Origin of the sequence: Streptomyces agglomeratus (assembly GCF_001746415.1) — a bacterium.
Lineage (GTDB): Bacteria > Actinomycetota > Actinomycetes > Streptomycetales > Streptomycetaceae > Streptomyces > Streptomyces agglomeratus.
In genome coordinates this window covers 5,471,389-5,497,466 of record NZ_MEHJ01000001.1, presented here as the reverse complement: position 1 = coordinate 5,497,466, position 26,078 = coordinate 5,471,389, and the positions used below count along the sequence as shown (strand labels likewise).

Genomic DNA, 26,078 nt, shown 5'->3' with positions numbered 1-26,078 from the left:
CAGGGCAGGAAGCGGGCAGGGTAGGAAAGCGGGCGCGGGCGGGGAGGGTGCCCGGGAACCCCGGGCCGGGTACGGCAGGATGGGCACATGAGCATCGTGAAGATCAATGTGCTGACCGTGCCGGCCGAACAGCGTGAGGTGCTGGAGAAGCGTTTCTCGGCGCGGGCCGGCGCCGTGGAGAACTCCGACGGCTTCGAGTGGTTCGAGCTGCTGCGGCCCGTCGAGGGCACCGAGCAGTACCTCGTGTACACGCGGTGGGCCGACGAGGCGTCGTTCCAGGCGTGGATGGAGGGGCCGATGAAGGCCGCGCACCAGGGTCCGGGCGCGGGTGAAGGCGGCGAGCGTCCCAAGCCCGCCGCCTCCGGCTCCACGGTGTGGTCGTTCGAGGTGGTCCAGCAGGCCGGTCCGAAGAACGGCTGACCCGCTCCGGACCGCGCCTCACATCCGCCGGTCGCGCCTACATCCGCAGCAGGCGCTCCGTCGCCTCGCGGTACGTGCGCAGCGCGATCCGCAGTTCCTCCGTCTCGGCCTCGCGGTCCTCGGCCGCCCAGGCGGAGCGGAGGGAGCCGCGCCGTTCGGCCACGGCGTCGGTCAGGCGGCGAGCCGCCTCCTCGAAGACGCCGTCGGCCTCCTCGACCGCCCGCCGGGGGCCGTCCACAAAGGTGTTGACGGCCTGCTGGAGGCGCAGGGCCAGCTTGTCGCGCTCACCCTGCGGGATCAGCGGGGCGTGGGATTCGGACGTGCCAGCGGGCGGTGATCCGGGGGCCGGGTGCGGCTCGGATGCGGCCGGCTGCCTTATGCCCACTTCAGGCACCGTGAGGGGCGGCTGCTGCTCGTGGTGCTGCTGTTGTCCAGGCTGCTGTTGTCCGGGCTGCGGTTGTGGGGGCTGCGGTTGCCCGAGCGGCTGTTGTGCGAGCGGCCGCTGTTCGCGCGGCTGCTGCCGGGCCCTGGCCTTGGCGTCCGGATCGGCGTCGTACGTCATCACGCACCACTCCCCTTCGGGTGATGGCCCTTGCCCAGCGACCACGGGGCCTGCGCACGGCCGTGGCGCTCCTCGGCGTGCTGCGGGCGGTGTTTGCCGCTGTCCGCCGGCTTGGCGGTGACCAGCGTCTCGAACAGCTCACGCGCGTCCAGCATGGCCTCGCGCATCTGCTCCGTACTGCTGTTCTCGGTGTGCGCCGCGCGGTGCACCCTGCGGTAGCCCTGCACCTTGTCCGCGTGGTGCACGGAGAGCGCGGAGACCTGCTCGTCGTACTGGTTGTCGGCCGGGAAGCCACGGTCGGCCGCGAGCCGCGCCAGCAGGCGGTCGGCCTCGGCGACGGCGCGCTGCGGGGAGTCGACGAACTGCTCCTGGACGCCGGCCCAGCGGGCGACGTACTGCTCACGGATCTCCGGGGTCAGCGGCCGCGGTTCGAGCGACCCGTGATCCTTCACGCGTGCTTCGAGCTCGCGCTCAGCCGCTTTCGTGTCGCCGTCGTGGTGGGCGACGACCCTGTCGTACTCGGGACCGAACCGCCTCTTCAGTCCGCGCCCGCCACCGCCCTTGCCCGGTCCGGCGACGAGGAACACGGCGACGAGGAGGACGACGACCACCGCTATCAGGGCGATGATCCAGACTGTGGACATGGCTGCCTTCCCGGTTCTCGGTCTGTCAACGGCTTGTCACGCAGCGGGTTGCCCGTAATTCGCTGGCCAAACGAACGGGCGGACCGGTACAGAAATGACCATGACCTGGACTGTGACCCCGAGCGCTACGACACCCCCGAGTCGACGGCCCTGCGCCGCGACTACTACGGCGAGGTGGCCGGCCGTTACTGGGGCCGGCCCGCCACGGCCCGGGAGATCGACGAGGGGCTGGCCGACGACGGCGTCGAGCTTCTCGCGCGCCCCACGGGCGAGTTCGTCGTCGGCCGGTACGGCGGGACGGCCGCGGCCTGCGCCGGGCTGCGCGTGGTGGACCCGGGCGTCGCCGAGCTGACTCGGGTGTACGTACGGCCCGCCTTCCGGGGCACCGGCGGCGGCGGGCTGCTGCTGGCCACGGCGGAGGCGGCGGCCCGCGATCTGGGCGTCGGGCGCGTCCGCCTGGACACCCGCAACGACCTGGTGGAGGCACGCGCGCTGTACGCGCGGCACGGGTACGACGAGGTGCCGGCGTTCAACCAGGGCCCGTACGCCGAGCACTGGTTCGCCAAGTCACTCTGAGCCCGCGCGGCCCGGCTCCCGCCCGCCCGGCGGGCCGGAGCCCGCCGGCTCGTGGCAGGCAGGGCTCGGCTGCCGGCGGGTTTCACAGGTGGTGGTCGGGCGTCGGGCCCCGGGTGTCCGGGCGGTCCTCGTCGGAGCCGCTCACCTCGGCGGTCAACTCCTCGACCAGCTTGATCAGGTCGGTGGGACGGTCGGGCCCCCACCAGTCGCCCAGCAGCTCGGCCAGGGACTCCTCGCGCGCCGTGGTGAGCTTCGCGGCGGCCTCCGTGCCCTTGTCCGTCAGGACCATCCGCAGCCCTTCGCGCCGGGCGAACCCGCGCTCCTCCAGCTGCCGGGACGCCTCGGTGACGACCCGCAGCGGTACGGGCGTGACATCGGCGAGCAGGGCGGGTTCGACGGCTCCCGCGCGTTTGATGCGCAGCAGAAGCCAACTGGCCGCGGGCAGCAGGTCGTAGCCCGCCCTGGCGGTGATCGTCTCGTAGATCCTGCGGCGCCCCTCGCGCGTGGCGAGCACCGACAGGGCTCGCACGCATTCGTCGTACGAGGAACGCTCGACCGGGTTGGACGCCAGCGTCTGGCCGGTGTCGGGCGCCGTCACCGACCTGCGCAGCCTGTCCTCCCGGAGGAACCAGGCCACCACGAAGGCGATCAGCACGACGGGCGAGGCGTAGAGGAAGACGTCGGTGATGGACGTGGAGTACGCGTGCAGCACCGCGGGGCGCAGTCCGGGCGGCAGCAGCGCGATGTCCCGGGGGTCGGCCGCGACCTGCTCGGGGCCGATGCCGGGCGGCAGTTGCTGCCCGGCGAGCGCGGTGTCGAGTTTGTCGATCAGCCGGTTGGCGAAGATCGTGCCGAAGACGGCGACGCCGAAGGACGCGCCGATGGAGCGGAAGAAGGTCGCACCGGAGGTGGCGACGCCCAGGTCCTCGTAACGGACGGCGTTCTGCGCGACGAGCACCAGCACCTGCATGACCAGGCCGAGTCCGGCGCCGAAGACGAAGAAGAAGGCGCTCATCTCCCAGGCTCCGGTGGTCTCCGTCAACTGGTGCAGGAGGAGCAGGCCGAGGGCGGTGATGCCCGTACCGGCGATCGGGAACACCTTCCAGCGGCCCGTACGGCTGACGATCTGGCCGGACGCGGTGGAGGTGAGCAGCATGCCGAGCACCATCGGCAGCATGTGCACACCGGACATGGTGGGGGTGACGCCCTGGACGACCTGGAGGAACGTCGGCAGGTAGACCATCGCGCCGAACATCGCGAAGCCGACGACGAAGCTGATGACGGCGACGAGCGTGAACGTACGGAGCTTGAAGAGCTTCAGCGGCAGGACCGGCTCGGCGGCCTCGCGTTCGACGCGCACGAACCACACGAGCAGTACGGCGCCGAGGACGGCCAGCCCGATGATCTGCGCCGAGCCCCAGTCCCAGGTGGTGCCGCCGAGTGAGGCGACGAGGACGAGGCAGACGGCGACGGAGGCGATGAGGGCGGTGCCGAGGTAGTCGATGGTGTGGCGGGAGGAGCGGACCGGGATGTGCAGTACGGCGGCGATCACGAGGAGGGCGACGACGCCGATGGGGAGGTTGATGTAGAAGACCCAGCGCCAGCTCAGGTGTTGGGTGAAGAGCCCGCCGAGCAGCGGCCCCAGGACGCTGGTCGCGCCGAAGACCGCGCCGAACAGGCCCTGGTACTTGCCGCGTTCGCGTGGCGGCACGAGGTCGCCGACGATCGCCATGGACAGCACCATCAGGCCGCCGCCGCCCAGGCCCTGGACCGCGCGGAAGCCGATGAGCTGCGACATGTCCTGCGCGACGCCGCACAGCGCCGAGCCGATCAGGAAGATGACGATCGCGGCCTGGAAGAGCTTCTTGCGGCCGTACTGGTCGCCGAGTTTGCCCCACAGGGGTGTGACCGCGGTGGCGGCGAGCATGTAGGCCGTGACGACCCAGGACAGGTGCTCCATGCCGCCGAGTTCGCTGACGATCGTCGGCAGCGCGGTGGAGACGATGGTCTGGTCGAGCGCGGCGAGCAACATGCCGAGCAGCAGCGCTCCGATGGCTGCCACAACGGTCCGTCGGCTGTCGCCCGTGCCCGTGCCGGGGCCGGCCACCGGGGTGGCGGCGGGGGCGCCGCTCGGTTGCTGGGCCATGGGCTGCTCCTCGGGTCCCCAGGGAGTCGTGCACCTTCCATCCTGATCGTTGTGGGCGGATATGGCCTGCCGAGTCGGCCGGCCCCGCGCGGGGCCCCGCCGGACCCCGCTGGGCATCCCGTCGGCCGGTCTGCATAATCGCTGGCAGTTCGAGGGAGGGGACCCACGGTGAACGGACACATATGTCCCGAGTGCGGTACGGACCGGGGTGCCGCGTCCGAAGACGGCAGACCCGGCTGCGGGTGCGCGGAGTGGGCGGCGGAGGCCGCACGGGCCGAGCGCTCGGCCGAAGCAGCGGCGGCGGACTTCCATCCGCTGCGGATACGGCCCTACGTGACGTTCGAGGGACCGGACTCGCCGCATGCTCCTGCCGCGCCGGGTATGCCGGGTGCGCACGACGGCTATGCGTCGTTGCCGCCGTCACCGTCGGCGCAGCCGTACGCCGAGGGTGAGCCCGACGGCGGTGCGGCGACGATGACGCTGGGCGTGGTGAGGGGCCCGGAGAGCGGCGCCGGGGAGGGCCGGGAGTACCGTTCCGGTTCCGTTTCCGGTTCCGACTTCGATTCCGGTTCCGGTTCTGACTCCGGCTTCGGCAACGGCTACGAACTCGACTTCGAGCGGGGGTCCGCCGCACCGCTGCCGGAACAGCGCAGGGGACCGGCCGTGTGGCTCGCGGTGGGGGCGGCCGCCGTCGCCGTCGTGGGCATCGCGGCGTTCGCCGGCGGACTGTTCTCCGAGGCCGACGAGCGGGACCGCGCGCTGCCGGACATGGTGACCGGCGCCCCGAGCGTCAGCGACGCCCCCGAGGCGTCCGCGTCGCGGACCGGTGCGGGATCGCCGTCCGCGCTCCCGTCCGCTTCCGCCTCGGCGTCCGCTTCCGCCTCGGGCTCCGCTTCGGCGTCCGCTTCCGTATCGGCGTCGGCCTCGCCGGCTGTGGCCGGTGCCTCCGCCGTCGGCGCGCTGCCCGGCTCGTCGAAGTCCGCCGCGCCGACCGCTGCGGTGTCGGCGTCGACCGTACGGGCCACCGACGCGGTGGAGCAGTCGCCCGAGCCCGCCGCCGGAACCGTGCTGAGCAGGGGCGCCCGTGGTCCCGAGGTCACGGAACTCCAGGACCGGCTGGCACAGGTGTGGCTCTACAACGGCCCGCGCAACGGCCGCTTCAACGAGCGGGTGGAGGAAGCCGTGCGCACGTACCAGTCGTACAAGTCCATCGAGGGCGACCCCGAGGGCACCTACGGCCCCCACACGCGGCGCGCGCTGGAGGCGGAGACGCAGGAGCCCTGAGGCAGCCTCACGAGGGTCACGGCGGCCTGGACGGGGGGGGTGGGGTGGCGCTACCCCCTTTCGTTTTGTATCGTGATGGAACAAAGTGGCCTCCGCCCGTTTTCCCTGACCGGCGGGCGGGGCCGCTTGTTCTCTTTCGTCCGCCTCTGGAGTACGCCGATGCCGGCCACCACCACCGTTCTGAACGCCCGCGCGCTCCTGCTGGACATGGACGGGACGCTGGTGAACTCCGACGCCGTGGTGGAGCGCGTCTGGCGCCGCTGGGCCGAGGCACACGGCCTGGACCCGGAAGCGGCCCTCAAGGTCGTCCACGGCCGCCAGGGGTACGCGACCATGGCCGTACTCCTCCCGGACCGCCCCGTCGAGCGGAATCACGCCGAGAACCGCGAGCTCCTTGCACAGGAGACCGCCGACGTCGACGGCGTCGTGCCGGTCCCCGGCGCCCCCGCCTTCATGGCCGCGCTGGCGGGCCTCCCGCACGCCCTGGTCACCTCGGCCGACGAGGCGCTGGCCCAGGCCCGCATGGGCGCGGCAGGGCTGGCGATGCCGGTCACGCGCGTCACCGCCGAGCTGGTGGGCGCGAGCAAGCCGGACCCCGAGGGCTTCCTGAAGGGCGCCGTCGAGCTCGGGCACTCCCCGGCCGACTGCGTCGTCTTCGAGGACTCGGAAGCGGGCATCGCGGCGGGCGTGGCGGCCGGGATGCGCGTGGTGGGTGTGGGGCCGCGCGCGGCCGTCCACCGCCCCACGGCGCATGTGGACGACCTCACGCAGGTACGGATCGAGGCGCTGCCCGACGGCACGATGCGGCTGCACATCACCGCCTGAGCCGCCGTACGGGCCGTTACCGCCTGGGCCGGCCGTACGGGCCCTTACCGCCCAGCCCGGCCGTACGGGCCGTCACCCGCCCGAGCCGGCCGTACAGGCCCCGTACCGCCCGAGCCGCCCGTACGGGCCCGTACGGCCCGACGTCACCCGGCGATCGCCTCGTAGAGGCTGAACGCCGCTAGTGCCAGCATCAGCGCCGCCGCCACCTTCGTGATGAGGCTCAGGGGTACGTACTTCATGAGCGTGCGGCCGCCCACGATGCCGATGCCCGCGACCGCCCACAGGGCCAGTACCGCGCCCACGCCCACGGACACCGGGTTGTCGTAGCGGGCCGCCAGGGTGGCCGTCATGATCTGGGTGAGGTCGCCGAACTCGGCCACGAGGATGAGCATGAAGCCCGCGCCCGAGACCTTCCAGAAGGACTGGTCGGCGGGCGCCTTGATCTCCTCCTCGCCCTCGTCCTTCTTGAAGAGCAGCACCAGCGCGCCCGCGAGGAAGAGGACACCCACGACCGCCTGCACGAGCCGGTGCGGCAGCAGCGTCAGTACGCTGCCCGCCGCGATGGCGAGGGCCACGTGCACGGCGAAGGCGGCCGCGACGCCCGCGAAGACGTAGGAGGCGCGGTAGCGGGTGCCGAGCATGAGGCCGGCCAGGGCGGTCTTGTCGGGAAGTTCGGCCAGGAAGACGGTGCCGAAGGCGATCGCCATGATGGTGAAACTGATCATGGGGTGGGGTTCCTCAATCGGTCGGGCTGCCCGTACCGAGAGAAACCTGCGTGAATCAGGGGTCGCTTCGGCACGGCGGCGTCGTAAAAGACAACAACACTGCGGCCGAAGGTCTCGCTGGCGGGCCGGAATCCTGCTGGACCCCTGTCCGCCTCCGGGCGCCGGCTGAGGCGTGCTCAGCAGTATGTCGACGGTCCGGCGAAGAGCTACTCCCCTTCTGCTCCGAACAGGGTACGCGACCGTCCCCGGGCCCGGTCAGGGCCCTGGGTCCCGCGCCCCCTCCCCCTCCCCCGCCTCCGCGCCCCGCCGGTGCAGCCGCCCCCGCGCCACCAGTTCCAGCACCGCCGCGACCGCGATCGCCTGCACCGCGAGCAGGGCGACCAGGACGAACAGCTGGACCACCCCGGCGAGCAGCGGAGACGCGCCGCCCAGCAGCATGCCGACGAAGGCGCCGGGCAGGGTGACCAGGCCCACGGTCCGGGTCTGGTCGAGGCCGGGCAGCAGCGCGTCGGAGGCGGCGGGCCGGGCGATCTCCAGCCTGGCGTCGCGGTCCAGGAAGCCGAGCGCCATCGCGGCCTCCACTTCCCCGTGCCGCGTCCGGAGCTCGTCGAGGGCGCGCCGCCCGCCCAGGACCGTCGCGGTGAGCGCGCCGCCGATGAGGATGCCCGTGACGGGGACGAGCGCGATACCGTCGGGCGGCACGAGCCCGGTGAGTACGAGCGCGGCCACGACGGGGAAGACACCGGCGGCGATCGGCAGGGCGGCCCACCACCAGGTGGCGTTGGGCGTGACGCGGCGTCCGGCGGTGCGTACGGCGACGGCGTACATCAGGGCGAGGAACGCGAGCAGCAGCCATCCGGAGCGTACGACCCAGCCGATCAGCAGCGACACGGCGGCGAGCTGGACGGCGGCCCGCAGCCCTGCGGTGGCGACCGACCGGGCCCGGCGGCGGGAGCCGTCGTCCGACAGGCGGGCGCAGGCGACCACCGTCACGGCGACCGCGAGCAGCACCGCGAGAACCGCTCCGAGGGTGAGGTTCACGGGCAGCAGGACCTGGGCGTCGGCGGCGAGGGGGGTCGCTGGCGGAGCGGGCACCGCTCAACTCTATGGCGGTGAAGGAACGGTGTCGGGATGTCAGTACCTCTTGATGTGACGTGCTCATGTCGTCACGCTGTTACCCGCTGCCCATCCCCCGGCAACCTGGCGCCGCCACGATGACCGAGCCCGGCGACGGGCAGTCCCAGCCCCGGCGCGGCTTCGGCCGCCCCCCCCACATCAAGGGAGTTCGCATGTCAGGTGTCTACGCGCGTCGAGCGGCCGGCCGAGCGGTGCGCCGAGCCATGGGCCGAACCCGCCGAATAGCCGTGCTCACCGCCACCGCCGCGCTCACCGGCACGAGCCTCCTGCTCACCGCCCCCACCGCCCAGGCCGCCCCGCCCACTCCCGTGAGCGCCGCCATCGCCCGCACGTACCTCGCCGCGCTGACCGAGCGCGCCGAGGGTTCGTCGACCGGCTACAGCCGCGACAAGTTCCCGCACTGGATCACGCAGTCCGGCGCCTGCAACACCCGTGAAGTCGTCCTCAAGCGCGACGGTACGAACGTCCAGCAGGACTCCAGCTGCGCCGCCGTGAGCGGCAGTTGGTACTCCGAGTACGACGGCGCCACCTGGACCGCCGCCTCCGACCTCGACATCGACCACGTGGTGGCGCTCGCCGAGGCATGGCGCTCCGGCGCCAGCGGCTGGACGACCGCCCAGCGGCAGTCCTTCGCCAACGACCTGACGCGCCCGCAGCTCATCGCCGTCACCGACAACGTCAACCAGGCCAAGAGCGACCTGGACCCGGCGGAATGGCTGCCGTCGCGCACCGCGTACCGCTGCACGTACGCCCGGATGTGGGTGCACGTGAAGCACCACTGGAACCTGACCGTGGACTCGGCCGAGAAGAGCGCGCTCCAGGGCGTGTTGAACGCCTGCTGAACCTCTGACCAGCACCGGACCGGAAAACGCAGGAACCTCGCCATCCCCCTCCGTCGTTCCGTACCGTACGGGGCGACTGAGGAGGACGACTTATGGCCGGGCTTCGGCTGGGACCACTGCTGCGGTACGTCGACCGCGAGGCCGGTGACACCGCGACCGTCTGGATCGAGGCGGACCGGCCGTGCACGGCGCAGGTGCGGTGCGACGACGGCGCGGACGGCGCGGGCCCTGCCGGGGGCGCGGGCGGTTCGTCCCGTACGTTCCAGATCGCCGGGCACCATTACGCGCTGATCACCGTGACCGGGCTGCGCCCCGGCTCCGAGACGGCGTACGAGGTGCTGCTCGACGGGCGGCGGGTGTGGCCCCCGGAGGACTCCCGCTTCCCGCCGAGCACCATCCGGACACCCGCCGGGCCCGCCGAGGAGGTACGCGTCTCCTTCGGTTCCTGCCGGTGGGCCGCACCGGCCGAGGGCGAGCACGACCCGGTGGGACCCGACGCCCTGGACACGCTCGCCGCGAGCCTCGCGACGGACCCCTCGGCGCTCCGCCCCGACGTGCTGGTACTGCTCGGCGACCAGGTGTACGCCGACGAGACGTCGCAGGCCACGCGGAACTGGCTGGCGGCCCGGCGCGATCTGCGGGAGCCGCCCGGCGCGGAGGTCGCGGACTTCGAGGAGTACACCCGGCTGTACTACGAGTCCTGGCTGGACCCGGAGGTGCGCTGGCTGCTCTCCACCGTTCCCAGCTGCATGATCTTCGACGACCACGACGTGATAGACGACTGGAACACCAGCGCGTCCTGGCTGTCGCAGATGCGCACCACCCCGTGGTGGCACGAGCGGGTCCTCAGCGGCCTGATGTCCTACTGGGTCTACCAGCACCTGGGGAACCTCACACCGGCCGAGCTGGCGGCCGACGGGCTGTTCGCGGCCGTACGGGCGGCCCCCGACGGGACGGACCGGCTGCGCGCGTTCGCGGCCCTGGCCGACGCCGAACCGTCCCGCGTGCGCTGGAGCTACCGGCGCGACTTCGGACGGGTGCGGCTGCTCATGGTCGACACCCGGGCGGCCCGCGTCCTGGAGGAGCACCGGCGCGCGATGCTCGACGAGACCGAGGCGCGGTGGCTGCGGGACCAGGCGCTGGAGGACCGGGGATCGTACGACCACCTGCTGATCGGGACCTCCCTGCCGTGGCTGCTGCCGCCGCTCATCCATGACGCCGAGGGCTGGAACGCGGCCCTGTGCCGGGGCGAACGCGGCGGTCCGGGCGGGCGCTGGGCGCGCATCGGTGAGGACCTGCGCCGCAGATCGGACCTGGAGCACTGGGCGGCGTTCCCGTCGTCCTTCGACGAGCTGACGGATCTGATCGCGGAGGCGGGTTCGGGCCCCGCCGCGCCGGCGACCGTCTGCGTGCTGTCCGGCGACGTTCATCACGCGTACGTCGCCGAGCCGGACTGGCACGGCGGGGGCGGTCCGGCGGCGCGGGTGCTCCAACTGACCTGCTCGCCCGTGCACAACAGCATTCCGGCTTCGATACGGCTCGGGTTCCGCTTCGGCTGGAGCGGGGTGGGCCGCCGTCTCGGCCGCTTCCTGGCACGGCACGGGCGGGCCGGCGAGCCGCGGATCGACTGGCGGAAGACGTCGGGCCCCTGGTTCGGCAACCAGCTGATGACCCTGACGCTGCGCGGCCGGTCAGCGGTGCTGCGGCTGGACCAGGCACGCGCGAGGAAGGGGGCGCGGCCGGTACTGGCGACCGTACTGGAGAGGGAACTGGCGGACCCCGGCGCGGATCACGCGGTGCGGACGTGACGGGGCCCCGGACCGCCCCCGCGAACGGGGTCCCGGGACCGCACGAACCGGGTCCCTCGGCCGCCGCCCTGAACCGGGTCCCGGGGCCGCCCCCGGCGGTCCCTCCCGCGGCCGTCTCGTGATCCTTCCCACAGCGGCGGTGATCCTGTCCGGCAGGGCTACGACATCCCGCACTCCACCGGCATGATGATGCGGACCCTCCGCTTCCAGCGCCTCCACACCACGCTCGCCCCGGGAGTCACCGCTTTGTCCGCAGTGCACCAAGCCCTCGCCGTCGTGGGCGCCGGCCCGCGCGGCACCAGCGTGCTCGAAAGGCTCTGCGCCTCCGTACCCGCGCTGGCCCCGGACACCCGGCTGACGGTGCACGTCGTCGACCCGGCGCCGCCGGGGGCGGGCCAGGTGTGGCGCACCGGACAGCCCGCCGAGCTGCTGATGAACACGGTCGCCTCGCAGGTCACCCTCTTCACCGACGCGAGCGTCGCCTGCGAGGGTCCGGTACGTCCCGGCCCGAGCCTGTACGAATGGGCCGCCTCCAGGGGCAGCGAGGCGCCCGGCGGTCACGCGCCCGGCCCGGACGACTATCCGACCCGGGCGTGCTACGGCCGCTACCTGGAGTGGGTGTTCGGCCAAGTGGTGCGCGGCGCCCCCGACTCGGTGACCGTGGTTGTCCATCAGGCCCGCGCCGTGAGGCTGATGGACGCCCCCGACTCCACGCAGAGCCTGGTACTCGATACCGGCGAGACGCTCACCGGTCTGGGCGCGGTCGTCCTCGCCCAGGGCCATCTGCCGGTGCGCCCGGACGAGTCGGACGCGTACCTCGCCTCGCACGCGGCCCGCCACGGCCTGCGCCACCTGCCTCCCGCGAACCCCGCCGACCTGGACCTCTCCGCCCTCGCACCCGGCGAACCCGTCCTGCTGCGCGGCCTCGGCCTCAACTTCTTCGACCACATGGCGCTGTTGACGGCGGGACGCGGCGGAACGTTCACCCGCGCCCCCGGCGGCGGCCTCGTCTACCACCCTTCGGGCCGCGAGCCCCGCCTGTACGCGGGATCGCGGCGCGGCGTACCGCACCAGGCGCGCGGCGACAACGCGAAGGGCCCGTACGGCAGGCACGAGCCGCTGCTCCTCACCCCGCGCGTGATCGCGGCATTCCGTGCCCGCGCGGACGCGGGAAATCCGCCCGACTTCCTGACCGCGATATGGCCGCTGGTCGCGAAGGAGGTGGAGACGGTCTATTACGAGGTGCTGCTCGGTGCCGCCGCGCGGGGCACCGGCTTTCGCGGGCGTTTCCTCGCCACCGCGCACGGCAGTGCCCAGGAGGCGGACGTCCTCGGCGAGTTCGGCATACCGCACGGCGAGCGCTGGTGCTGGGACCTGACGGCCCGCCCGTACGCCGGAGTGACCTTCCGCGACCCGGCGGACCACCGCGCCTGGCTGCTGCGCCATCTGCGGCGGGACGCGGCGCACGCAGCGCTCGGCAATGTCGCCGGTCCGCGCAAGGCGGCCCTCGACGTACTGCGCGACCTGCGCAACGAGCTGCGGCAGATCGTGGACCACGCCGGTCTGTCCGGCGCCTCCCGCCGCGACCACCTCGACCGGTGGTACACCCCGCTGAACGCGTTCCTCTCGATCGGGCCGCCGCGCCGCAGGATCGAGGAGATGACGGCGCTGATCGAGGCGGGCGTGCTGGACGTGATCGGCCCGCGCATGACGGTGGAGACGACCGGCGACGCCTTCGTCGCCCGCTCCCCCGACATAGCGGGGTCCGAGGTCCGCGCCACCACCCTCGTCGAGGCGCGGCTGCCGGAACCCGATCTGCGGCGTACCTCCGACGAGCTCCTCGCCCGGCTCCTGCGGACCGGCGAGTGCCGGCCCCACACCGTCGACGGGTACGAGACGGGCGGCCTCGACGTCACGCGCCGCCCGTACCATCTGATTGACCGTCACGGACGGGCGCACCCAGGGCGGTTCGCGTTCGGGGTGCCCACGGAGGGCGTGCACTGGGTGACGGCGGCGGGCGCCAGGCCGGGGGTGGACTCGGTGACACTGACGGACGCGGACGCGGTGGCGCGGGCGGCACTGCGGGCGGCGGCGACGCGACGACGCGCGGCGGCGGTCCTGGCCGCTTCCCCGCAGACGGCGGACCGCACACCGACCTGACCGGCCCGAGCGGCCCGAGCGACCCGAGCGACCTGAGCGACCCGAGCGACCTGTCCGGGCGCTGTTACCCGACCTTGGCGGCCCCTGTGCCCCGCCGTATTCCCGTCCCCCCATTGAACGTGACATGTCCAACATCGCCGGGCCCCTGACGATCTCCGCCGATATGGCAGGCGTACGCTGTATGGCTGTACAGCCGCCCCTGCCGCTCCCCTGCGACGTCGCGGCGTTGTTACGAACCGGGGAGTCACGTTGTTCGAAAGTGTGGGGGCGCTGACCGGCAGCCCATGGATTTACGCCGTGATCGCGTTCTGCGTGGTCATGGATGTTTTTCTGCCCGTCCTGCCCAGCGGAGTGCTGGTGATCACGGCGGCCACCGCCGCCGCGGCCGGCTCCACCACCGTCGTGGCCGCCGGCCAGGTCGCGCACCAGGTGCCGGACATCCTCGCGCTGCTGGCGTGCGCGGCGACCGCGTCCGTACTGGGCGACCTCGCGGCGTACCGGCTGGCCTGGCGCGGCGGCGCACGGCTCGACCGGGCCATCGCCCGCTCCCGCCGCCTGACCACCGCGCAGGAACGTCTCGGCGCAGCGCTCAGCCGCGGCGGCGGCATCCTCGTCGTCATCGCCCGCTTCGCCCCTGCGGGCCGCTCCGTGGTCTCCCTCGGCGCGGGCGCGGCGCACCGCAAGGTGAAGGAGTTCCTGCCGTGGTCCGTCCTGGCGGGCGTGGCGTGGGCCGGTTACAGCGTGGGCCTCGGCTACTTCGGCGGCCAGCTGCTGGGCGCCTCCTGGCTGGGCGCGGCGGTTTCGCTGCTGGCACTGTTCGTGGCGGGCTCGCTGGCAGCCATGTTCGTACGCCGGCCGGCCCCGGCACCGGCGCCGGCTCCCGCCACGACCTGAGAGCGGCCAGGCCCCGTTACTACGACTTCTGCTTGACCGCTCCGCGCACTTCGAGGCCGTCGAGGAGCTTGCGGGTCGCCTCGGTCACTTCGGCGACGGCCCGGTCGAAGACCTCGCGGTTGTGAGCGGCGGGCACCCGGAATCCGGAGACCTTGCGCACGTACTGCAAGGCAGCGGCGTGCATGTCCTCGTCGGTGGCCTCTTCGGGGAGGACGGGCGGGCGAAGCGTCTTGATGCTGCGGCACATAACACGACGGTATCCCCGCACCCCCGCCGCCGGCACGGCCGTGGGGACTTTCAGCGGCCTTTCAGAGCTTTTCAGCGACCGGGCCAGCCGCGCCCGGCACCGGTGCCGGCGAGGAGCGCTTCGGTGATGAGCCGGACGGCGCGGGCGAGGCGGTTGAGCTGCTCCAGCTCGACGGCGTACATCTTGATGGTTCCCTCGATGACCGCCTCGGCGACGCCGACGGTGGGCAGTTCCGCCCGGCAGGTCCGCAGCGCGACGCGCACGGCCCGGATCTCGTGCTCGACCTGGAGCTGAGCGTGGCGGGCGAGGAGTACGGGATGGCGGGTGAGCGTCGAGTACCCGGCGTACCGGGCCGGCAGCAGGTCGCGCAGCCATCGGGTCGCCGTGCGCTCCCAGTCGCGACTGCCCGGAACCTTGACCTGACAGGGCCAGTCCGGGCTGATCGGGGAGAGGGTCTGGGACATCGTCGTCGCTCCGGCGAAAAATGGGGGACGGGCTCTGATCGCGGGGTGCCGCGGAATATGTGGCGGTCCCGGCCCAGGGGTAGACCGGGACCGCCAAGGGGGGCGTCCGCCGAGGAAAGCGGAGCACCCTGATGGACCATCCCCGGGCGGCGTGAGGAGGAACGCGTCGCCCGGGGTGCCCAATTCTGTGAAGTATGTGAAGCGCGAAGGCGCCGACCGGCCTCACGCAGTAAACATATATACCGCCGAGTACGCAAGGGTATGAAAAAATTCATACCCTCCGTGTCATGAAAGGCCCGTTGCGTGACGACCGGGACCGCGCCGGTCAGCCCTCGGACCGGGGCCGGTCAGTCCTCGAGGAAGAAATCGTGCTGCTCGGCGACCTGCTCGTACCCTTCGAGACGCGACTGCGTACGCACGGGGTCGGCGTCCGCCATGGCCTGGAGGACGGCCGCCGACAGGACTCCCGGCGCCGAGTAGGAGTCGAAGACGAGGCGGGAGCCGGTGCCGGCCGTGAGGGCCACATCGGCCTCCTCCACGAGCGACCCGAGGGTCAGGTCGGTGATCAGCGCGACGCGCAGCCCCGTGCTGCGGGCGGCCTGCATCGCGGCCAGCGTCTCGTTGGCGTGCCGGGGCATCGCGAACGCCACCACCCAGGTCCCGCCCGCCTCGCGCGACTGGAGCAGCGCGTCGTAGGCGACGCTGCCACCGCGGGTCACCAGCCGTACGTCGGGATGAATCCGGCGCGCCGCGTATGCGAAGTACTCCGCCAGCGACACCGAGATCCGAAGCCCCAGCACCGTCAGAGGCATGGAACGGGCCAGCTCCCGGCCGATGTCGAGCACCCGGCCGGGGTCGGCGAGGGTGCGCCGCAGACTCTCCAGATTCTCGATCTCCGCATCGACGGCCGCCTGGAGCTCGTTGCGGCGGATCTCCTCGCGCGTGTCCGGTGCGCCGGCGACGGAGCTGAGCGCGATGGGCTGAAGAGCCTCCCGGAGAGCGGGAAACCCGCTGAACCCCAGGGAGGACGCGAATCGCGTCACCGACGGCTGGCTCACCCCCACGCGCTCCGCCAGATCCGTGATCGACAAGAACGCGGCTTCGGTGAGGTGGTCGACGATGTACTGGGCGATACGCCGCTGTGCGGGGGAAAGCCGGTGTCCGCCGAAGAGCGCCCGGACTCTGTCCGTGGGAGTGGCCTCCGTACCCGGAGACCGCTTACCAGGCGTGATCGCAGACGCCTGTGCACGTGCCTGCTGCCGTGATGGCACCGGTGTGCCTCCCTCTCGTCCCACTGGTGCTCAACATAGCCCACCCCTCGCGACGCACCTCCGATCGATCAAGCCGTACGGGCAGAATTCCGGGCGGGGTGACCGCACTCCGCACCGGACGTCGAGGCGGCCGTTCGACGGCTCCCGACACCGCGCGGACGAGAGGTCGTATGCTGCTCGGCCATGGGAGACACTCCGCACGAGGCCGGCGAATGGCCCCAGGGACGCAACCCGCAGCGCCGGAAAACCGGAGTGCTCGGCTGGGCGCTGCTGGTCCTGCTGATGGTCGCGCTGCTCACCCTGTGGCCGGGCTGAGTGCCCCACCGATGCTGAGTGCCCCACCGATACGGACGTAAGGGATATGGGGGACTCCGCCCAGCGTGCACGGCGAAGGCCCCCGTCCTGTCGGCTGGGGGCCGTCGTCGTGGTGGGCGCGTCAGGCGGTCTCGGTGAAGCTGACGGCCCAGGCGTAACCACTCAGATTGTCGTGCGGAACCCGGCGGACCTCTCTGACCTCACAACCGTCGTGGGCGTATTTGCGGGCGAACCGGTCGAGGCGCTGCGCGTCGGTGAGGTCCTCCATGGACAGCGGTGCTCCGACGACGAGGTCCTGATGGAGAACGGTGTCCTGCGCGGCGCCGTCCGAGCAGGTCGAGCACTGATGCGTTTCAGGTAGGGCCATACGCCCAGTGTGCTCCCTGACCTGCCGCCCGGTCGCCACGATGAACGGCTCACGCCGCAAGGGGGACCCGCTCGCCCTCCGCCACGTTCTGATAGCGGTCCCAGATCTGGTTCAGCTCGTGTTGGTAGTAGAGCGAGTGGAGACCAGCGACGATCATGAGGATGAGCCCGATCCAGGGGTTGCAGGTGCGCCGCAACCCGGCCGACTGCTGCATTCGCGCGATGCGCTGACCGGTGTTGAACACCGACACGAACGGCGGAACGATCACCAGGAACCCCACGGTGACAGCCAGAACGGCGTACACCGGATTGACCTCGATCCGCCGGTCGAAGTCCCGGGCCTCGCGATTCACCTTGTAGTACCAGACGAGGTGGTAGATGCCCAGCGTGATCAACGGCCAGACCAGCCAGACGAGAAAGATGTTCCGGGGCTTGCCTACAAGACCTGACACGACACACCTCCTCTACTGATCCCAGTGCAGCACGCCCGCCCACAGCCCGCACCACATGCACGCGGCCGACAGGGAAACGGGCAAGCAGCTCACCACAACAGCCCGCCACATCGCGGCCACCGGGGGCAGGCTCGTACCTCGCCATGGGAATTCGGTACGGGGTCGAGCTGATTTACAAATGAACCAAAATTGGCCGACCGACCTGAAGCTCAAGCTTTACTCAAATCGCTCGCACCTGCCATCACTCAATGATTCACTCAATATCGAAAAAGGATGCACGCAGCGACAAGAAATAAAAGCGGAGACGCAAGAGGTTCGGGCGAACAACACTGGTTTGCGGTACCACGAAAGCGACGCTTGCGATATCGAGTGTCGCGATCTTCGCCTGCCGACCCCGGGGGACGCAGACCACCGGGGTCAGCCAGTGCGGGCAGCACTCGAATAAAGCGGCTACTAGTAGGGCTTGGTCAGGTTGGTTGTGGTTGAGCGTTTCCTTCTGGCCCGGTGTTGCGTTGAGGGGGTGTGACTCCGGATGAGATTGTTGCTGTGCGTGGTGAGTTGGAGGATTTCGCGGCGGAGGTTTTCGAGCCGTTCGCGAGGAACGACCAGCGTCGGTGGGGCAGGTCTATCTCCGGGGCCTGCTCACGGACGGGCAGCGCAAGTCGGTCGAGCCGATGGCCGCCCGGCTCGGGGAGGACGGGAACCGGCAGGCCCTGGCCCACTTCATCACCACCAGCCCGTGGGACCCCGCGCATGTGCGGGCCCGGCTGGCGTGGAGGATGGAGAAGGCCATCCGGCCCACCGTGCTGGTCTTCGACGACACCGGGTTCCTCAAAGACGGCAATGCCTCGGCGTGTGTGTCGCGGCAGTACACCGGCACCGCCGGCAAGGTCACCAACTGCCAGGTCGGTGTATCCCTGCACCTGGCGTCCGACCACGCGTCGGCGGCGGTCAACTGGAGGCTGTTCCTGCCCGAGACCTGGGCGCCCGGGTCCGCGAAGGCCGATCCTGCCAAGGTCACCCGCCGCACCGCCTGCGGCATTCCCGACGACATCGGGCATGTGGAGAAGTGGCAGCTCGCACTCGACATGCTCGATGAGACCCGCTCGTGGGGCATCGAGGTGCCGCTGGCCGTCGCGGACGCCGGATACGGCGACGCGGCGGCCTTCCGGCACGGCCTCCAAGCCCGCGGCCTGAACTACGTCGTGGGGATCTCCACGACCTTGTCGGCTCAGCCCGGCGAAGCCGTGCCCGTGACCGAGCCGTACTCCGGAACCGGACGCCCACCGGTGGCGAAGTACCCCGACAAGCCGCAGTCGGTGAAACAGCTGGTCATCGCGGCAGGCCGGAAGGCGGCGAAGCCGGTCCAGTGGCGTGAGGGCTCCCGGCCCGGCACCGGCCGCAGCGGCTTCAAACGGATGTACTCGCGGTTCATGACGTTACGGATCCGGCCCGCCGGACGCGAGGTCCGCCAAGCCGTTGACCGCCCGGAACTGCCCGAGTGCTGGCTCATCGCCGAGTGGCCCGCCGACCAGGCCGAACCCGTCCAGTTCTGGCTCTCCGACCTGCCCGCCGACACCCCGCTGACCACCCTGGTCCGCCTGGCCAAGCTCCGCTGGCGCATCGAACACGACTACCGCGAGATGAAACAGGCCCTGGGCCTGGCCCACTTCGAGGGCCGCACCTGGAACGGGTGGCACCACCACGTCACCCTCGTCTCCGTGGCACACGCCTTCTGCACCCTGCAACGACTGGCCAGAGCCCCAAAAGACACGGCGCCGGCCTGAGCCTCTACCACGTCGTCCGCGAGCTACAGACCCTCCTCGCCACCTGGGCCGGCGCCTGCCCAACATGTCACCGCGGCATACCCACACCGACCCCAACCTGACCAAGCCCTACTAGGGAATGGAAGAACAATGAAGAAGCGACTCACTCTCACCGCCGCGATGTCGGCAGGCTTGTTCCTGCTTTTGAGCGGAAACGCGTGGGCCGGCAGCAACGCGCTTGCCCGTACCACCGACTGGGGAGTTGAGCAGGGCGGGGTGGCACGCTTCATACACGATGGAGATAAGGTTAGCGTTTGTGACGGCGAAGCGGATGGGTACGGCGCCACGGCGACTCTTCGCCGACATGACGGTCCCATTTACGCAACCCTGAATGCCAGCGGAAATGGTAATTGCACTTCGCGGACCGTGGATATCCGCGAAGGGGAGCTTCTGAAGCTCACGGTCTGCCTGAACGACTCGGCGCAGCCCGGCCGGCTGTTCTACTGCGGTTCGGATCCTGCTCAAGCCTGACGACGTTGAGCCTGGCGGCGGTCACGGCCACGGTCACGGCCGGGGGGCGCGCCGCCGCCGGGACCGCCACGGGGCCGGGCGACGGTCACGCGCGGCCGGCGGCCTTCTGGCTCCTGCGGGACAGCGAGTCGACGACCACGGCCGCGAGCAGTACCGCTCCCGTGATCATGAACTGAATGGCGTTGCTGAGGCCCATGATGTTCATCCCGGACTGGATGGACCCGATCACCAGGGCCCCGAGCAGAGCGGACCACACCGAGCCGCGTCCGCCGAACAGGCTCGTGCCGCCGATGACGGCCGCGGCGATGACGTTCATCAGCAGGTTGCCGCCGCCGGAGGTCTGGCTCGCGGACTGAATCTGTCCGGCCAGGAAGACACCGCCGACCGCGGCCATGGTGCCGGCGATCGAGAAGACGCTCATCCGGACGAACGGCACACTGATACCGGCCCGGCGCGCGCCCTCGATGTTGCCGCCGACGGCGAAGACCTGGCGGCCGTACGTGGTGCGGCGCAGCACGAAGTCCAGAATCACCAGCAGGATCAGGAAGATCAGCAGCGCCAGCGGCAGGCCCTGGTACAGATTCAGGATGTAGGCGGCGGTGAAGGCGATCGCGGCGATGACGACCGTACGCAGCACGATCTCGCCGAGCGGCCTGAACGGCACGCCGGCCGCCTTGCGGCGCCCGGCGTCCAGCAGCGAGGCCGCCAGGAGCAGCCCGACCCCCACGGCCGCCGCGAGATAGGCGGCGACGGGGCTGTGGAAGATGGTCGAGTAGAGCTTGGAGACGACGCTTTCGCTGGGGATGTTGACCGTGCCGCTGCTGCCGAGGATTTGCAGCATGAGGCCGTTCCAGGCGAGGTTGCCCGCCAGGGTGACGACGAACGCCGGCACGCCGACCTTGGCGAAGAAGAAGCCCTGGACAAGCCCGACGGCCGCACCACCGGCTATGGCGATCAGGAGCGCCAGCCACTCGTTCACGCCGTTCAGCACGTTGAGCACAGCGAAGAGGGCGGCGCACAGGCCGCTGACGGAGCCCACGGAGAGGTCGATCTCGCCGAGCAGCAGGACGAAGACGATACCGACGGCGATCATGCCGGTGCCGACGATCTGCTGACTGAGGTCGGAGAGGTTCTGGGCGGAGAGGAACGTGCTGTTCAGGCTTCCGAACACCGTCCAGATGACGATCACCGCGACGACGACGGGCAGGGACCCCAGCTCACCGCTGCGCAGCTTGCGCCCGAACTCGCGGAGGTATCCCCGGACGCCTTCCTCGCGCACGAGCAGGCGGGTGTCGACGGCCGGCAGGGCGTCGCGTGCCGGTTCCTGGGTGGAGGCGTCGTCCGGGCCCCGTCGGTCACGGCTCATCGCTCCTCCTCCCGTTTGCGGGCCTCACGGCGTGTGACGGCGCTGTCGGTGGCCCCGGTGATGGCGGAGATGATCTCCTCGGTGGTCGTGGAGCGCCGGTCGAAGAATCCGTTGTTCCGGCCGAGGCGCATGACCGCGATCCGGTCCGCGACCGCCATCACGTCGACCATGTTGTGGCTGATCAGGATGGTCGCGAGGCCGCGGTCGCGGAGCCGTTCGACCAGGTCGAGGACTTGGGCGGTCTGCTCCACGCCGAGGGCCGCGGTCGGCTCGTCCAGGATCACGACCCTCGGTTCACCGATCAGCGAGCGGGCGATGGCCACCGTCTGGCGCTGTCCGCCGGAGAGGGAAGCGACGGGGATACGGACGCTGGGAATGCGGATGGACAGGGTGTCGAGCAGCTCGCGCGCACGCCTGTCCATGCGCACTTCGTCGAGCACACCGAACCGGCGCAGTTCGCGGCCGAGAAAGAGGTTGCCGACGACGTCCAGGTTGTCGCACAGCGCCAAGTCCTGGTAGACGGTGGCGATGCCGAGGTTCTGGGCGTCGTGGGGCCGGCTGATGGTGACCCGGCGGCCCTCCCATTCGATGACGCCCTCGTCCGGCGGGTTCACCCCGGCGATCGCCTTGACCGCCGTGGACTTGCCGGCGCCGTTGTCACCGACAAGCGCCACCACCTCGCCGGCGTGGACTTCCAGGTCGAAGCCGGACAACGCCTGGACAGCGCCGAACCGCTTGGAGATCCCTCGCAGTGTGAGCACAGGTCCGTCCAGCAACGGAACCGCCTCCTCCGCTCGTATGGGCAGCGCCCCGTCGGGGTGGAACACGGGCTACTTGAGACCGGCCTCCTCACAGGCTGCGGCGTACGTCGGCGTGCAGATCTCGTTGACCGTGTACAGGCCGTCCTTGACGACCGTGTCCTTGATGTTGTTCTTGTGGACCACGACCGGTGTCAGCAGAGTGGACGGGACCTTGTCGCCGCTGCCGCTGGTGACGGTGGTGGGCGTCAGGTTGGCGGGGAGTTCCTTGCCCTGGGCCAGGTCCACGGCCATCGTGGCGGCGATGTCGGCCTCCGGCTTGTACGGCTTCTCGATCGTGATCGTCTGCGTGCCGAGAAGGATGCGCTGGATCGCGTCGAGCTGTGCGTCCTGACCGGTCAACGGCACGTTGATACCGGCGGCCTTGAGGGCGGTGGCGATGCCTGCGGCCAGTCCGTCGTTGGCCGAGTAGACGCCGACGATGTTGTCCTTGCCGAGTGCGCTGATGGCGCCGGACATCTGCTGGTTGGCGTTGTTCGGGTCCCAGTTCGGCGTGTCGTACTCCTTGCCGATCTTCACCTTGCCGTCCAGCACCGAGTGGGCACCGGCCTTGAACTCGGCCGCGTTCGGGTCGGTCGGGGAACCGTTGTGCATCACGATCTGGCCGTCCTGGGCCTTGTCACCGAGCGCCTCCAGCAGCGCCCTGCCCTGCAACTCGCCGACCTTGCGGTTGTCGTACGAGACGTAGGAGTCGACGGGCCCCTGCGCGAGGCGGTCGTACGCGACGACCTTGACACCCGCGTCCGCGGCCTTCTCCACGGAGGACTGGATCGACTTGGCGTCCACAGCGTCGAGGATGAGCACCTGGTCACCCTTGGCGAGAGCGGTGTTGACCTGCTGTTGCTGCGTGGTAGGGCTCTCGGCCGCGTTGTAGTAGTCGATCTGCGCGTTGGGCGCCAGTTCCTTGATCTTTTCCTCGATGTACGGCCGGTCGAACTTCTCGTACCGGGTGGTCTTGCTCTCCGGCAGCAGCAGACCGATCTTTATGTCGTCTTCTGTCGGCTGGGCCGCGCCGCCGGTCGCCACCGCTCCCAGGGACAGGGCCACGGCTCCGGCGAGGGCTACCGCGCCCCGCAGTATGCGCGTCATGGGAGGCTCCTTCCGTACGCCCCTCCCTTCGCCGGAACTGCTCGGGGAGCAAGGGTGCACATTTGGCCTATATAACGACATTAACGTCAACTTTAGGACCGGCAAGCGGATGAAGGCGACTCACGGCCCGCGCCCGAGCCGCCCCGCCAACGCCCGGCACCCCAGCGCCGACCACGACGAAACGACCCGGCCGGCCTGCGCCGGACGGCGCGTTCGGCCCGCAGCTCGGACTTCTTCAGCAGCGCCACCCCAGAGCGGGGTCACCGCCGGCATCGCTTCTCCCACACAGAAGCCACGTCATCGCGTGACACCCACGGCAAATCAGGTCGACCGTGGTCGCACCCCGCTCCCCGCGAGGGGCAGCCGGCGCCGATCGACCTCCCTGGGTCACCGACGCCAGTCTCTCCGGGCCCGTCGCTGGTCATCGCGAATTCGTTGCCCGCTGTCACGGCGGCGGACGAAGTCACCCGGTTCCAGGTCACCCTCCAGCAACCGCCCGATCACGAGTCCGGCGGCGCCCAGCCCCAGCACCAGCAGGAAGGCTTCGAAGCCACCGAAGTACCCGGCGAAACCGAGCGCCATTCCGGCGATCAGGCCCCACATGGCCCTGCTCATCTCGCGCTCCTTCACTCAACCAGCGGCTCCGCCCGGGCTCCTGGGTCCGCAGCCGTTCTTCCCCTGCGTCCGGCTCGTCGGGCAGCTCAACATCACCACCACCTCGGCGAGAGCCGGGCACGCATGGCGAGTTCTGGTCAAATTGTACTAAATTCAGTACACCCATTCGAGGTGACGGCCATGGGCCGGGTGACCGGACGAGCGTCATGAACGACGCTCGCCCCGGTTGGTGTCAGAAGTGAATGCCGAAGGCCCCCAGCCGTGATCGACTGGGGGCCTTCGTACCGGTGGGCGCGGACGGTTTCGAACCGCCGACATCTGCTTTGTAAGAGCAGCGCTCTACCCCTGAGCTACGCACCCGTGGATGAGGGAACAGCGTACATGGACCGGGGAGAAGGTTTGCAATCGGTTGGCTGGTCGCGGGCGCCTCGGGGGCCGGTGGGGATAACCCCACCCCGGTTCGGTGGTGGGCCGCATCGCCGCGGGGTGGGGGCCGTTCGTACGGTGAAGGCTCATTACGTGGCACTACTTGGGGGATCGATCACCGTGGCACTTCGTACCCGCACGTTTCTCGCCGTCGCCGGGGCTGTCGCCGGCGTGGTCGCCCTGACCGGCTGTGGCACCGAGGCCAAGGACGCGGCGCCCGAGGAGCGGTCGTTCCCGTTCAGTGGGGACACGCTGACCATCGACGCGGACGACTCGGCGCTGGAGCTCGTTCCGGCCGATGTGAAGGACGTGGAGGTCACGCGGCGCGCGGACGGGTGGGTGGTCCTCGGGGAGGGGCCCGAGTCCACCTGGGAGCTGAAGGACGGGAAGCTCGTGCTGCGCCAGCGCTGCGACGCGATGGTCAGCGACTGCGAGGCGTGGCACCGGGTGAAGGTGCCGAGGGGAGTCGCCGTGACCGTCAAGGACGACAACGGGAGTGTGACGGCCTCCGGATTCGACACCGCTCTCAATCTGCGCTCCGACAACGGGTCGGTCACTGTCAAGGACTCCAGCGGCCCCCTGGAGCTGACCAGCGACAACGGTGGCATCGTCGCGGAGGGGATCTCGTCCAAGCGGGTGAACGCGGTCTCCGACAACGGGAGTGTCCGGATGGCCTTCACCGTCGTCCCGGACCTCGTGGAGAGCGTCAGCGACAACGGGGAGATCGGTATCGACCTGCCCCGGGCGACGTACAGCGTGACCGCCAAGAGCGACAACGGCGACGTCAAGGTCGAGGTGCCGCGCGACCCGGCCAGCCCGCACGTGGTGCGGGCGCGGAGCGACAACGGGGAAGTCACGCTGCGAAGCGCGAACTAACAGGCCCGTGTGTTCGTCCTTACTGGTGGGAGAATGAACCGGGCAGGGGCGGACACAGCACGGGAGAGGGATGTGACGGCGACACACGCGCAGCCGTACCCGCAGCGAGTACGCCGCCGTACGAAAGCGGGTGCCGTCAGGGATGTCGTCGCGCTCGTGCTTCTGCCGGTGCCGCTGCTCGCCGCGCTTCCCCTGGCTTTCGCCGGCGGTGGTACGAGACGGTGGTTCGGCGGCCGCGGGGAGAACGTGCGCGCCGACGCCCAGGCCGCCAAGGACGCCGCCGCGGCGGCCTTCTACGAGTTGGACACCGCCCAGCGCGACCTCCGGATCTCGATCGAGACGATCACGGCGGTGGACAGCTCGCCCAGGGGCCGCAAGGCCGTAGAGGACTTCGCGGCGCTGGGGCGGCGTATCGACGAGGTCAGTCATACGTACATCACCGCCGTCGACGCCCATGACCTCGACCGCGACGACTTGGAAGCCGCCACCGCCGCCAAGGCGCGCGCGGAGCTGAGCCGGGCGAAGGACGAGCTGGTACGGGTCAAGGGCGAGCTCGACCGGTACGCACAGGAACTCGGGCCGCTGCTCGACACGGCGGAGACGGAGCTCGCCCGGCTCGCCCCGGCGGTGGAGCGGGCGCGCCAGGCGCTGCTCGCCGCGAGCAACGCACTCGACGCGGTACGGACCTCCGGCCTCAGGGCGGACGATCTCGCGGCCCGGCTGGCCGCCCTCGCACCCGAGCTGACCAAGCTCAACCAGGGTGCGGGGCGGCACGGCGTGCCCGAGACGCTGCAACGCGCGGACCGGGTGCTCCGGGATGCGGAGGCCGTGCGGACCGAGGCCGAGCGGCTGCCGGAGCGGGCGGCGGAGATCGACCGGCGGCTGGTGTCGCTGCGGACCCGGGCGCAGGCGCTCACGACCCGGGCGGGCAAGGTCGAGCCGATCCTGAGTGAGCTGCGCCGCCGGTTCACCGCCGCGTGCTGGCAGGACCTTCAGGCCGTGCCCGCGCAGACGGCGAGCACGGTCCGCCAGGCCGAGGAGAAGCTCGAAGAGGCGGTCAAGGCCCGCGAGGAGCAGCGGTGGCCCGACGCCACCGCTCTGCTCAGTACGGTCCGTGCCCTGCTGAACTCCACCGACGAGGCGGTTTCGGCGGCCGGCGACCGGCTGCAACGGCTCAACGCCGTGTCCAAGGACCCGCAACACGAGATCGAGCGGACGCGGTTCGCGATCAGGGACGCCCAGCGGCTGGCCATGGCCGGTCGCAGTACGCCCGACCCCCGCCATGCCCGCCCGCTGGACGATTCGGTGGCCCGGGTGGAGCGGGCCGTCGCGGGTCTGGAAGGCCGTCACCCCGACTACTGGCACTTCCTGACGGAGATGGAGGGGGTACGGCGCACGGTGGCGCGGGTCGTCTCGGGCATCCGGGAGGAACGGGGCGCGGGCTCCTGAACGG

25 protein-coding genes, 1 tRNA gene and 2 pseudogenes are annotated in these 26,078 nt (G+C 70.8%); 13 read left to right on the top strand and 15 right to left on the bottom strand.

Annotated elements, in window-relative coordinates; all coding sequences use genetic code 11:
* Positions 1-87 precede the first annotated feature (87 nt).
* Positions 88-420, top strand: a complete 333-nt coding sequence (locus AS594_RS23930; RefSeq protein WP_069928940.1) for an antibiotic biosynthesis monooxygenase family protein — start codon at positions 88-90, stop codon at positions 418-420.
* A gap of 37 nt (positions 421-457) precedes the next feature.
* Here the strand turns inward: AS594_RS23930 and AS594_RS23925 are convergent, their stop codons facing one another.
* Positions 458-982 carry a hypothetical protein gene (locus AS594_RS23925; protein WP_069932252.1) on the bottom strand — a complete coding sequence of 175 codons (525 nt, stop codon included), beginning with the start codon at positions 980-982 and terminating at the stop codon, positions 458-460.
* Positions 982-1,626, bottom strand: a complete 645-nt coding sequence (locus AS594_RS23920) for a hypothetical protein (protein WP_069932253.1) — start codon at positions 1,624-1,626, stop codon at positions 982-984. The genes AS594_RS23925 and AS594_RS23920 overlap by 1 nt, the downstream gene beginning before the upstream one ends.
* A 100-nt stretch (positions 1,627-1,726) precedes the next feature.
* On the opposite strand from AS594_RS23920, the pseudogene AS594_RS23915 reads away from it, so the two are divergent.
* Positions 1,727-2,202 (top strand): annotated as a pseudogene (locus tag AS594_RS23915) (GNAT family N-acetyltransferase).
* An 82-nt stretch (positions 2,203-2,284) separates the two neighbouring features.
* Here the strand turns inward: AS594_RS23915 and AS594_RS23910 are convergent.
* Complete coding sequence (locus AS594_RS23910) at positions 2,285-4,348, bottom strand: MDR family MFS transporter (protein WP_069932254.1); 2,064 nt, start codon at positions 4,346-4,348, stop codon at positions 2,285-2,287.
* Between the two features lie 168 nt (positions 4,349-4,516).
* Between AS594_RS23910 and AS594_RS23905 the strand changes: the two genes are divergently transcribed.
* Both AS594_RS23905 and AS594_RS23900 read left to right on the top strand, forming a co-directional pair.
* A complete protein-coding gene (locus AS594_RS23905) occupies positions 4,517-5,632 on the top strand; it encodes a peptidoglycan-binding domain-containing protein (RefSeq protein WP_069932255.1) in 1,116 nt (371 codons plus the stop codon).
* A gap of 159 nt (positions 5,633-5,791) precedes the next feature.
* Positions 5,792-6,457 carry an HAD-IA family hydrolase gene (locus AS594_RS23900; protein ID WP_069928935.1) on the top strand — a complete coding sequence of 222 codons (666 nt, stop codon included), beginning with the start codon at positions 5,792-5,794 and terminating at the stop codon, positions 6,455-6,457.
* Between the two features lie 143 nt (positions 6,458-6,600).
* On the opposite strand, the gene AS594_RS23895 is transcribed toward AS594_RS23900, so the two are convergent.
* Positions 6,601-7,182, bottom strand: coding sequence for a TMEM165/GDT1 family protein (locus tag AS594_RS23895; protein WP_069928934.1), 582 nt, complete (start codon positions 7,180-7,182; stop codon positions 6,601-6,603).
* A 255-nt stretch (positions 7,183-7,437) separates the two neighbouring features.
* Complete coding sequence (locus AS594_RS23890) at positions 7,438-8,277, bottom strand: ABC transporter permease (protein WP_069928933.1); 840 nt, start codon at positions 8,275-8,277, stop codon at positions 7,438-7,440.
* A gap of 194 nt (positions 8,278-8,471) precedes the next feature.
* On the opposite strand from AS594_RS23890, the gene AS594_RS23885 reads away from it, so the two are divergent.
* From AS594_RS23885 to AS594_RS23870, 4 genes are all read left to right on the top strand, one after another.
* A complete protein-coding gene (locus tag AS594_RS23885; RefSeq protein ID WP_079148881.1) occupies positions 8,472-9,161 on the top strand; it encodes an HNH endonuclease family protein in 690 nt (229 codons plus the stop codon).
* A gap of 92 nt (positions 9,162-9,253) precedes the next feature.
* Positions 9,254-10,969, top strand: coding sequence for an alkaline phosphatase D family protein (locus AS594_RS23880; protein WP_069928931.1), 1,716 nt, complete (start codon positions 9,254-9,256; stop codon positions 10,967-10,969).
* 186 nt (positions 10,970-11,155) lie between these two features.
* Positions 11,156-13,129 (top strand): FAD/NAD(P)-binding protein, encoded by a 1,974-nt coding sequence (locus AS594_RS23875; RefSeq protein WP_240509281.1) that lies wholly within the window; start codon positions 11,156-11,158, stop codon positions 13,127-13,129.
* Between the two features lie 249 nt (positions 13,130-13,378).
* Entirely contained in the window at positions 13,379-14,023 is a 645-nt protein-coding gene (locus tag AS594_RS23870; RefSeq protein WP_176741023.1) for a DedA family protein, read from the top strand.
* A gap of 19 nt (positions 14,024-14,042) precedes the next feature.
* Here the strand turns inward: AS594_RS23870 and AS594_RS23865 are convergent, their stop codons facing one another.
* The 3 genes from AS594_RS23865 to AS594_RS23855 form a co-directional block, all read right to left on the bottom strand.
* Positions 14,043-14,270 (bottom strand): DUF2277 domain-containing protein, encoded by a 228-nt coding sequence (locus tag AS594_RS23865; RefSeq protein WP_069928929.1) that lies wholly within the window; start codon positions 14,268-14,270, stop codon positions 14,043-14,045.
* A gap of 71 nt (positions 14,271-14,341) precedes the next feature.
* Positions 14,342-14,734 (bottom strand): hypothetical protein, encoded by a 393-nt coding sequence (locus tag AS594_RS23860; protein ID WP_069928928.1) that lies wholly within the window; start codon positions 14,732-14,734, stop codon positions 14,342-14,344.
* Between the two features lie 347 nt (positions 14,735-15,081).
* Positions 15,082-16,005: a MurR/RpiR family transcriptional regulator gene (locus AS594_RS23855; protein WP_069928927.1), complete on the bottom strand. Its 924-nt coding sequence runs from the start codon at positions 16,003-16,005 to the stop codon at positions 15,082-15,084.
* A gap of 183 nt (positions 16,006-16,188) precedes the next feature.
* On the opposite strand from AS594_RS23855, the gene AS594_RS47290 reads away from it, so the two are divergent.
* Entirely contained in the window at positions 16,189-16,320 is a 132-nt protein-coding gene (locus AS594_RS47290; RefSeq protein WP_256096869.1) for a hypothetical protein, read from the top strand.
* A 121-nt stretch (positions 16,321-16,441) separates the two neighbouring features.
* Here AS594_RS47290 and AS594_RS23850 read toward each other — a convergent pair whose 3' ends face one another.
* Positions 16,442-16,687 (bottom strand): hypothetical protein, encoded by a 246-nt coding sequence (locus AS594_RS23850; protein ID WP_069928926.1) that lies wholly within the window; start codon positions 16,685-16,687, stop codon positions 16,442-16,444.
* A 49-nt stretch (positions 16,688-16,736) separates the two neighbouring features.
* A complete protein-coding gene (locus AS594_RS23845; protein WP_069928925.1) occupies positions 16,737-17,138 on the bottom strand; it encodes a DUF4234 domain-containing protein in 402 nt (133 codons plus the stop codon).
* Between the two features lie 522 nt (positions 17,139-17,660).
* Between AS594_RS23845 and AS594_RS23840 the strand changes: the two are divergent.
* Both AS594_RS23840 and AS594_RS43980 read left to right on the top strand, forming a co-directional pair.
* Positions 17,661-18,925, top strand: a pseudogene (locus tag AS594_RS23840) (IS701 family transposase).
* Positions 18,926-19,054: 129 nt separating this feature from the next.
* A complete protein-coding gene (locus AS594_RS43980; RefSeq protein WP_141743749.1) occupies positions 19,055-19,435 on the top strand; it encodes a hypothetical protein in 381 nt (126 codons plus the stop codon).
* A gap of 85 nt (positions 19,436-19,520) precedes the next feature.
* On the opposite strand, the gene AS594_RS23835 is transcribed toward AS594_RS43980, so the two are convergent.
* The 5 genes from AS594_RS23835 to AS594_RS23815 all read right to left on the bottom strand — a co-directional run bounded on the left by AS594_RS23835 (position 19,521) and on the right by AS594_RS23815 (position 23,683).
* Positions 19,521-20,801, bottom strand: coding sequence for a sugar ABC transporter permease (locus tag AS594_RS23835; protein WP_069928924.1), 1,281 nt, complete (start codon positions 20,799-20,801; stop codon positions 19,521-19,523).
* The gene (locus AS594_RS23830; protein WP_069930736.1) at positions 20,798-21,577 is read right to left on the bottom strand and encodes an ATP-binding cassette domain-containing protein; all 780 of its coding nucleotides are present in this window, start codon (positions 21,575-21,577) and stop codon (positions 20,798-20,800) included. Before AS594_RS23830 ends, AS594_RS23835 begins: the two co-directional genes overlap by 4 nt.
* A gap of 54 nt (positions 21,578-21,631) precedes the next feature.
* Entirely contained in the window at positions 21,632-22,708 is a 1,077-nt protein-coding gene (locus AS594_RS23825; RefSeq protein WP_069928923.1) for a sugar ABC transporter substrate-binding protein, read from the bottom strand.
* A 387-nt stretch (positions 22,709-23,095) separates the two neighbouring features.
* A complete protein-coding gene (locus tag AS594_RS23820; protein ID WP_069930735.1) occupies positions 23,096-23,323 on the bottom strand; it encodes a hypothetical protein in 228 nt (75 codons plus the stop codon).
* Between the two features lie 288 nt (positions 23,324-23,611).
* Positions 23,612-23,683: transfer RNA gene (locus tag AS594_RS23815), tRNA-Val, on the bottom strand.
* Positions 23,684-23,869: 186 nt separating this feature from the next.
* Here AS594_RS23815 and AS594_RS23810 point away from each other — a divergent pair.
* Both AS594_RS23810 and AS594_RS23805 read left to right on the top strand, forming a co-directional pair.
* Positions 23,870-24,625: a DUF4097 family beta strand repeat-containing protein gene (locus tag AS594_RS23810; protein WP_420877827.1), complete on the top strand. Its 756-nt coding sequence runs from the start codon at positions 23,870-23,872 to the stop codon at positions 24,623-24,625.
* Positions 24,626-24,697: 72 nt separating this feature from the next.
* Positions 24,698-26,074, top strand: coding sequence for a coiled-coil domain-containing protein (locus tag AS594_RS23805; RefSeq protein ID WP_069928922.1), 1,377 nt, complete (start codon positions 24,698-24,700; stop codon positions 26,072-26,074).
* Positions 26,075-26,078: the final 4 nt, after the last annotated feature.

Coding starts and splice junctions, on each gene's coding strand:
- AS594_RS23895 (WP_069928934.1), bottom strand. CDS start 7,182: ATGATCAGTTTCACCATCATGGCGATCGCCTTCGGCACCGTCTTCCTG.
- AS594_RS23900 (WP_069928935.1), top strand. CDS start 5,792: ATGCCGGCCACCACCACCGTTCTGAACGCCCGCGCGCTCCTGCTGGAC.
- AS594_RS23850 (WP_069928926.1), bottom strand. CDS start 16,687: ATGGCCCTACCTGAAACGCATCAGTGCTCGACCTGCTCGGACGGCGCC.
- AS594_RS23860 (WP_069928928.1), bottom strand. CDS start 14,734: ATGTCCCAGACCCTCTCCCCGATCAGCCCGGACTGGCCCTGTCAGGTC.
- AS594_RS47290 (WP_256096869.1), top strand. CDS start 16,189: ATGGGAGACACTCCGCACGAGGCCGGCGAATGGCCCCAGGGACGCAAC.
- AS594_RS23885 (WP_079148881.1), top strand. CDS start 8,472: ATGTCAGGTGTCTACGCGCGTCGAGCGGCCGGCCGAGCGGTGCGCCGA.
- AS594_RS23825 (WP_069928923.1), bottom strand. CDS start 22,708: ATGACGCGCATACTGCGGGGCGCGGTAGCCCTCGCCGGAGCCGTGGCC.
- AS594_RS43980 (WP_141743749.1), top strand. CDS start 19,055: ATGAAGAAGCGACTCACTCTCACCGCCGCGATGTCGGCAGGCTTGTTC.
- AS594_RS23925 (WP_069932252.1), bottom strand. CDS start 982: ATGACGTACGACGCCGATCCGGACGCCAAGGCCAGGGCCCGGCAGCAG.
- AS594_RS23835 (WP_069928924.1), bottom strand. CDS start 20,801: ATGAGCCGTGACCGACGGGGCCCGGACGACGCCTCCACCCAGGAACCG.
- AS594_RS23865 (WP_069928929.1), bottom strand. CDS start 14,270: ATGTGCCGCAGCATCAAGACGCTTCGCCCGCCCGTCCTCCCCGAAGAG.
- AS594_RS23920 (WP_069932253.1), bottom strand. CDS start 1,626: ATGTCCACAGTCTGGATCATCGCCCTGATAGCGGTGGTCGTCGTCCTC.
- AS594_RS23910 (WP_069932254.1), bottom strand. CDS start 4,348: ATGGCCCAGCAACCGAGCGGCGCCCCCGCCGCCACCCCGGTGGCCGGC.
- AS594_RS23820 (WP_069930735.1), bottom strand. CDS start 23,323: ATGAGCAGGGCCATGTGGGGCCTGATCGCCGGAATGGCGCTCGGTTTC.
- AS594_RS23875 (WP_240509281.1), top strand. CDS start 11,156: ATGATGCGGACCCTCCGCTTCCAGCGCCTCCACACCACGCTCGCCCCG.
- AS594_RS23880 (WP_069928931.1), top strand. CDS start 9,254: ATGGCCGGGCTTCGGCTGGGACCACTGCTGCGGTACGTCGACCGCGAG.
- AS594_RS23930 (WP_069928940.1), top strand. CDS start 88: ATGAGCATCGTGAAGATCAATGTGCTGACCGTGCCGGCCGAACAGCGT.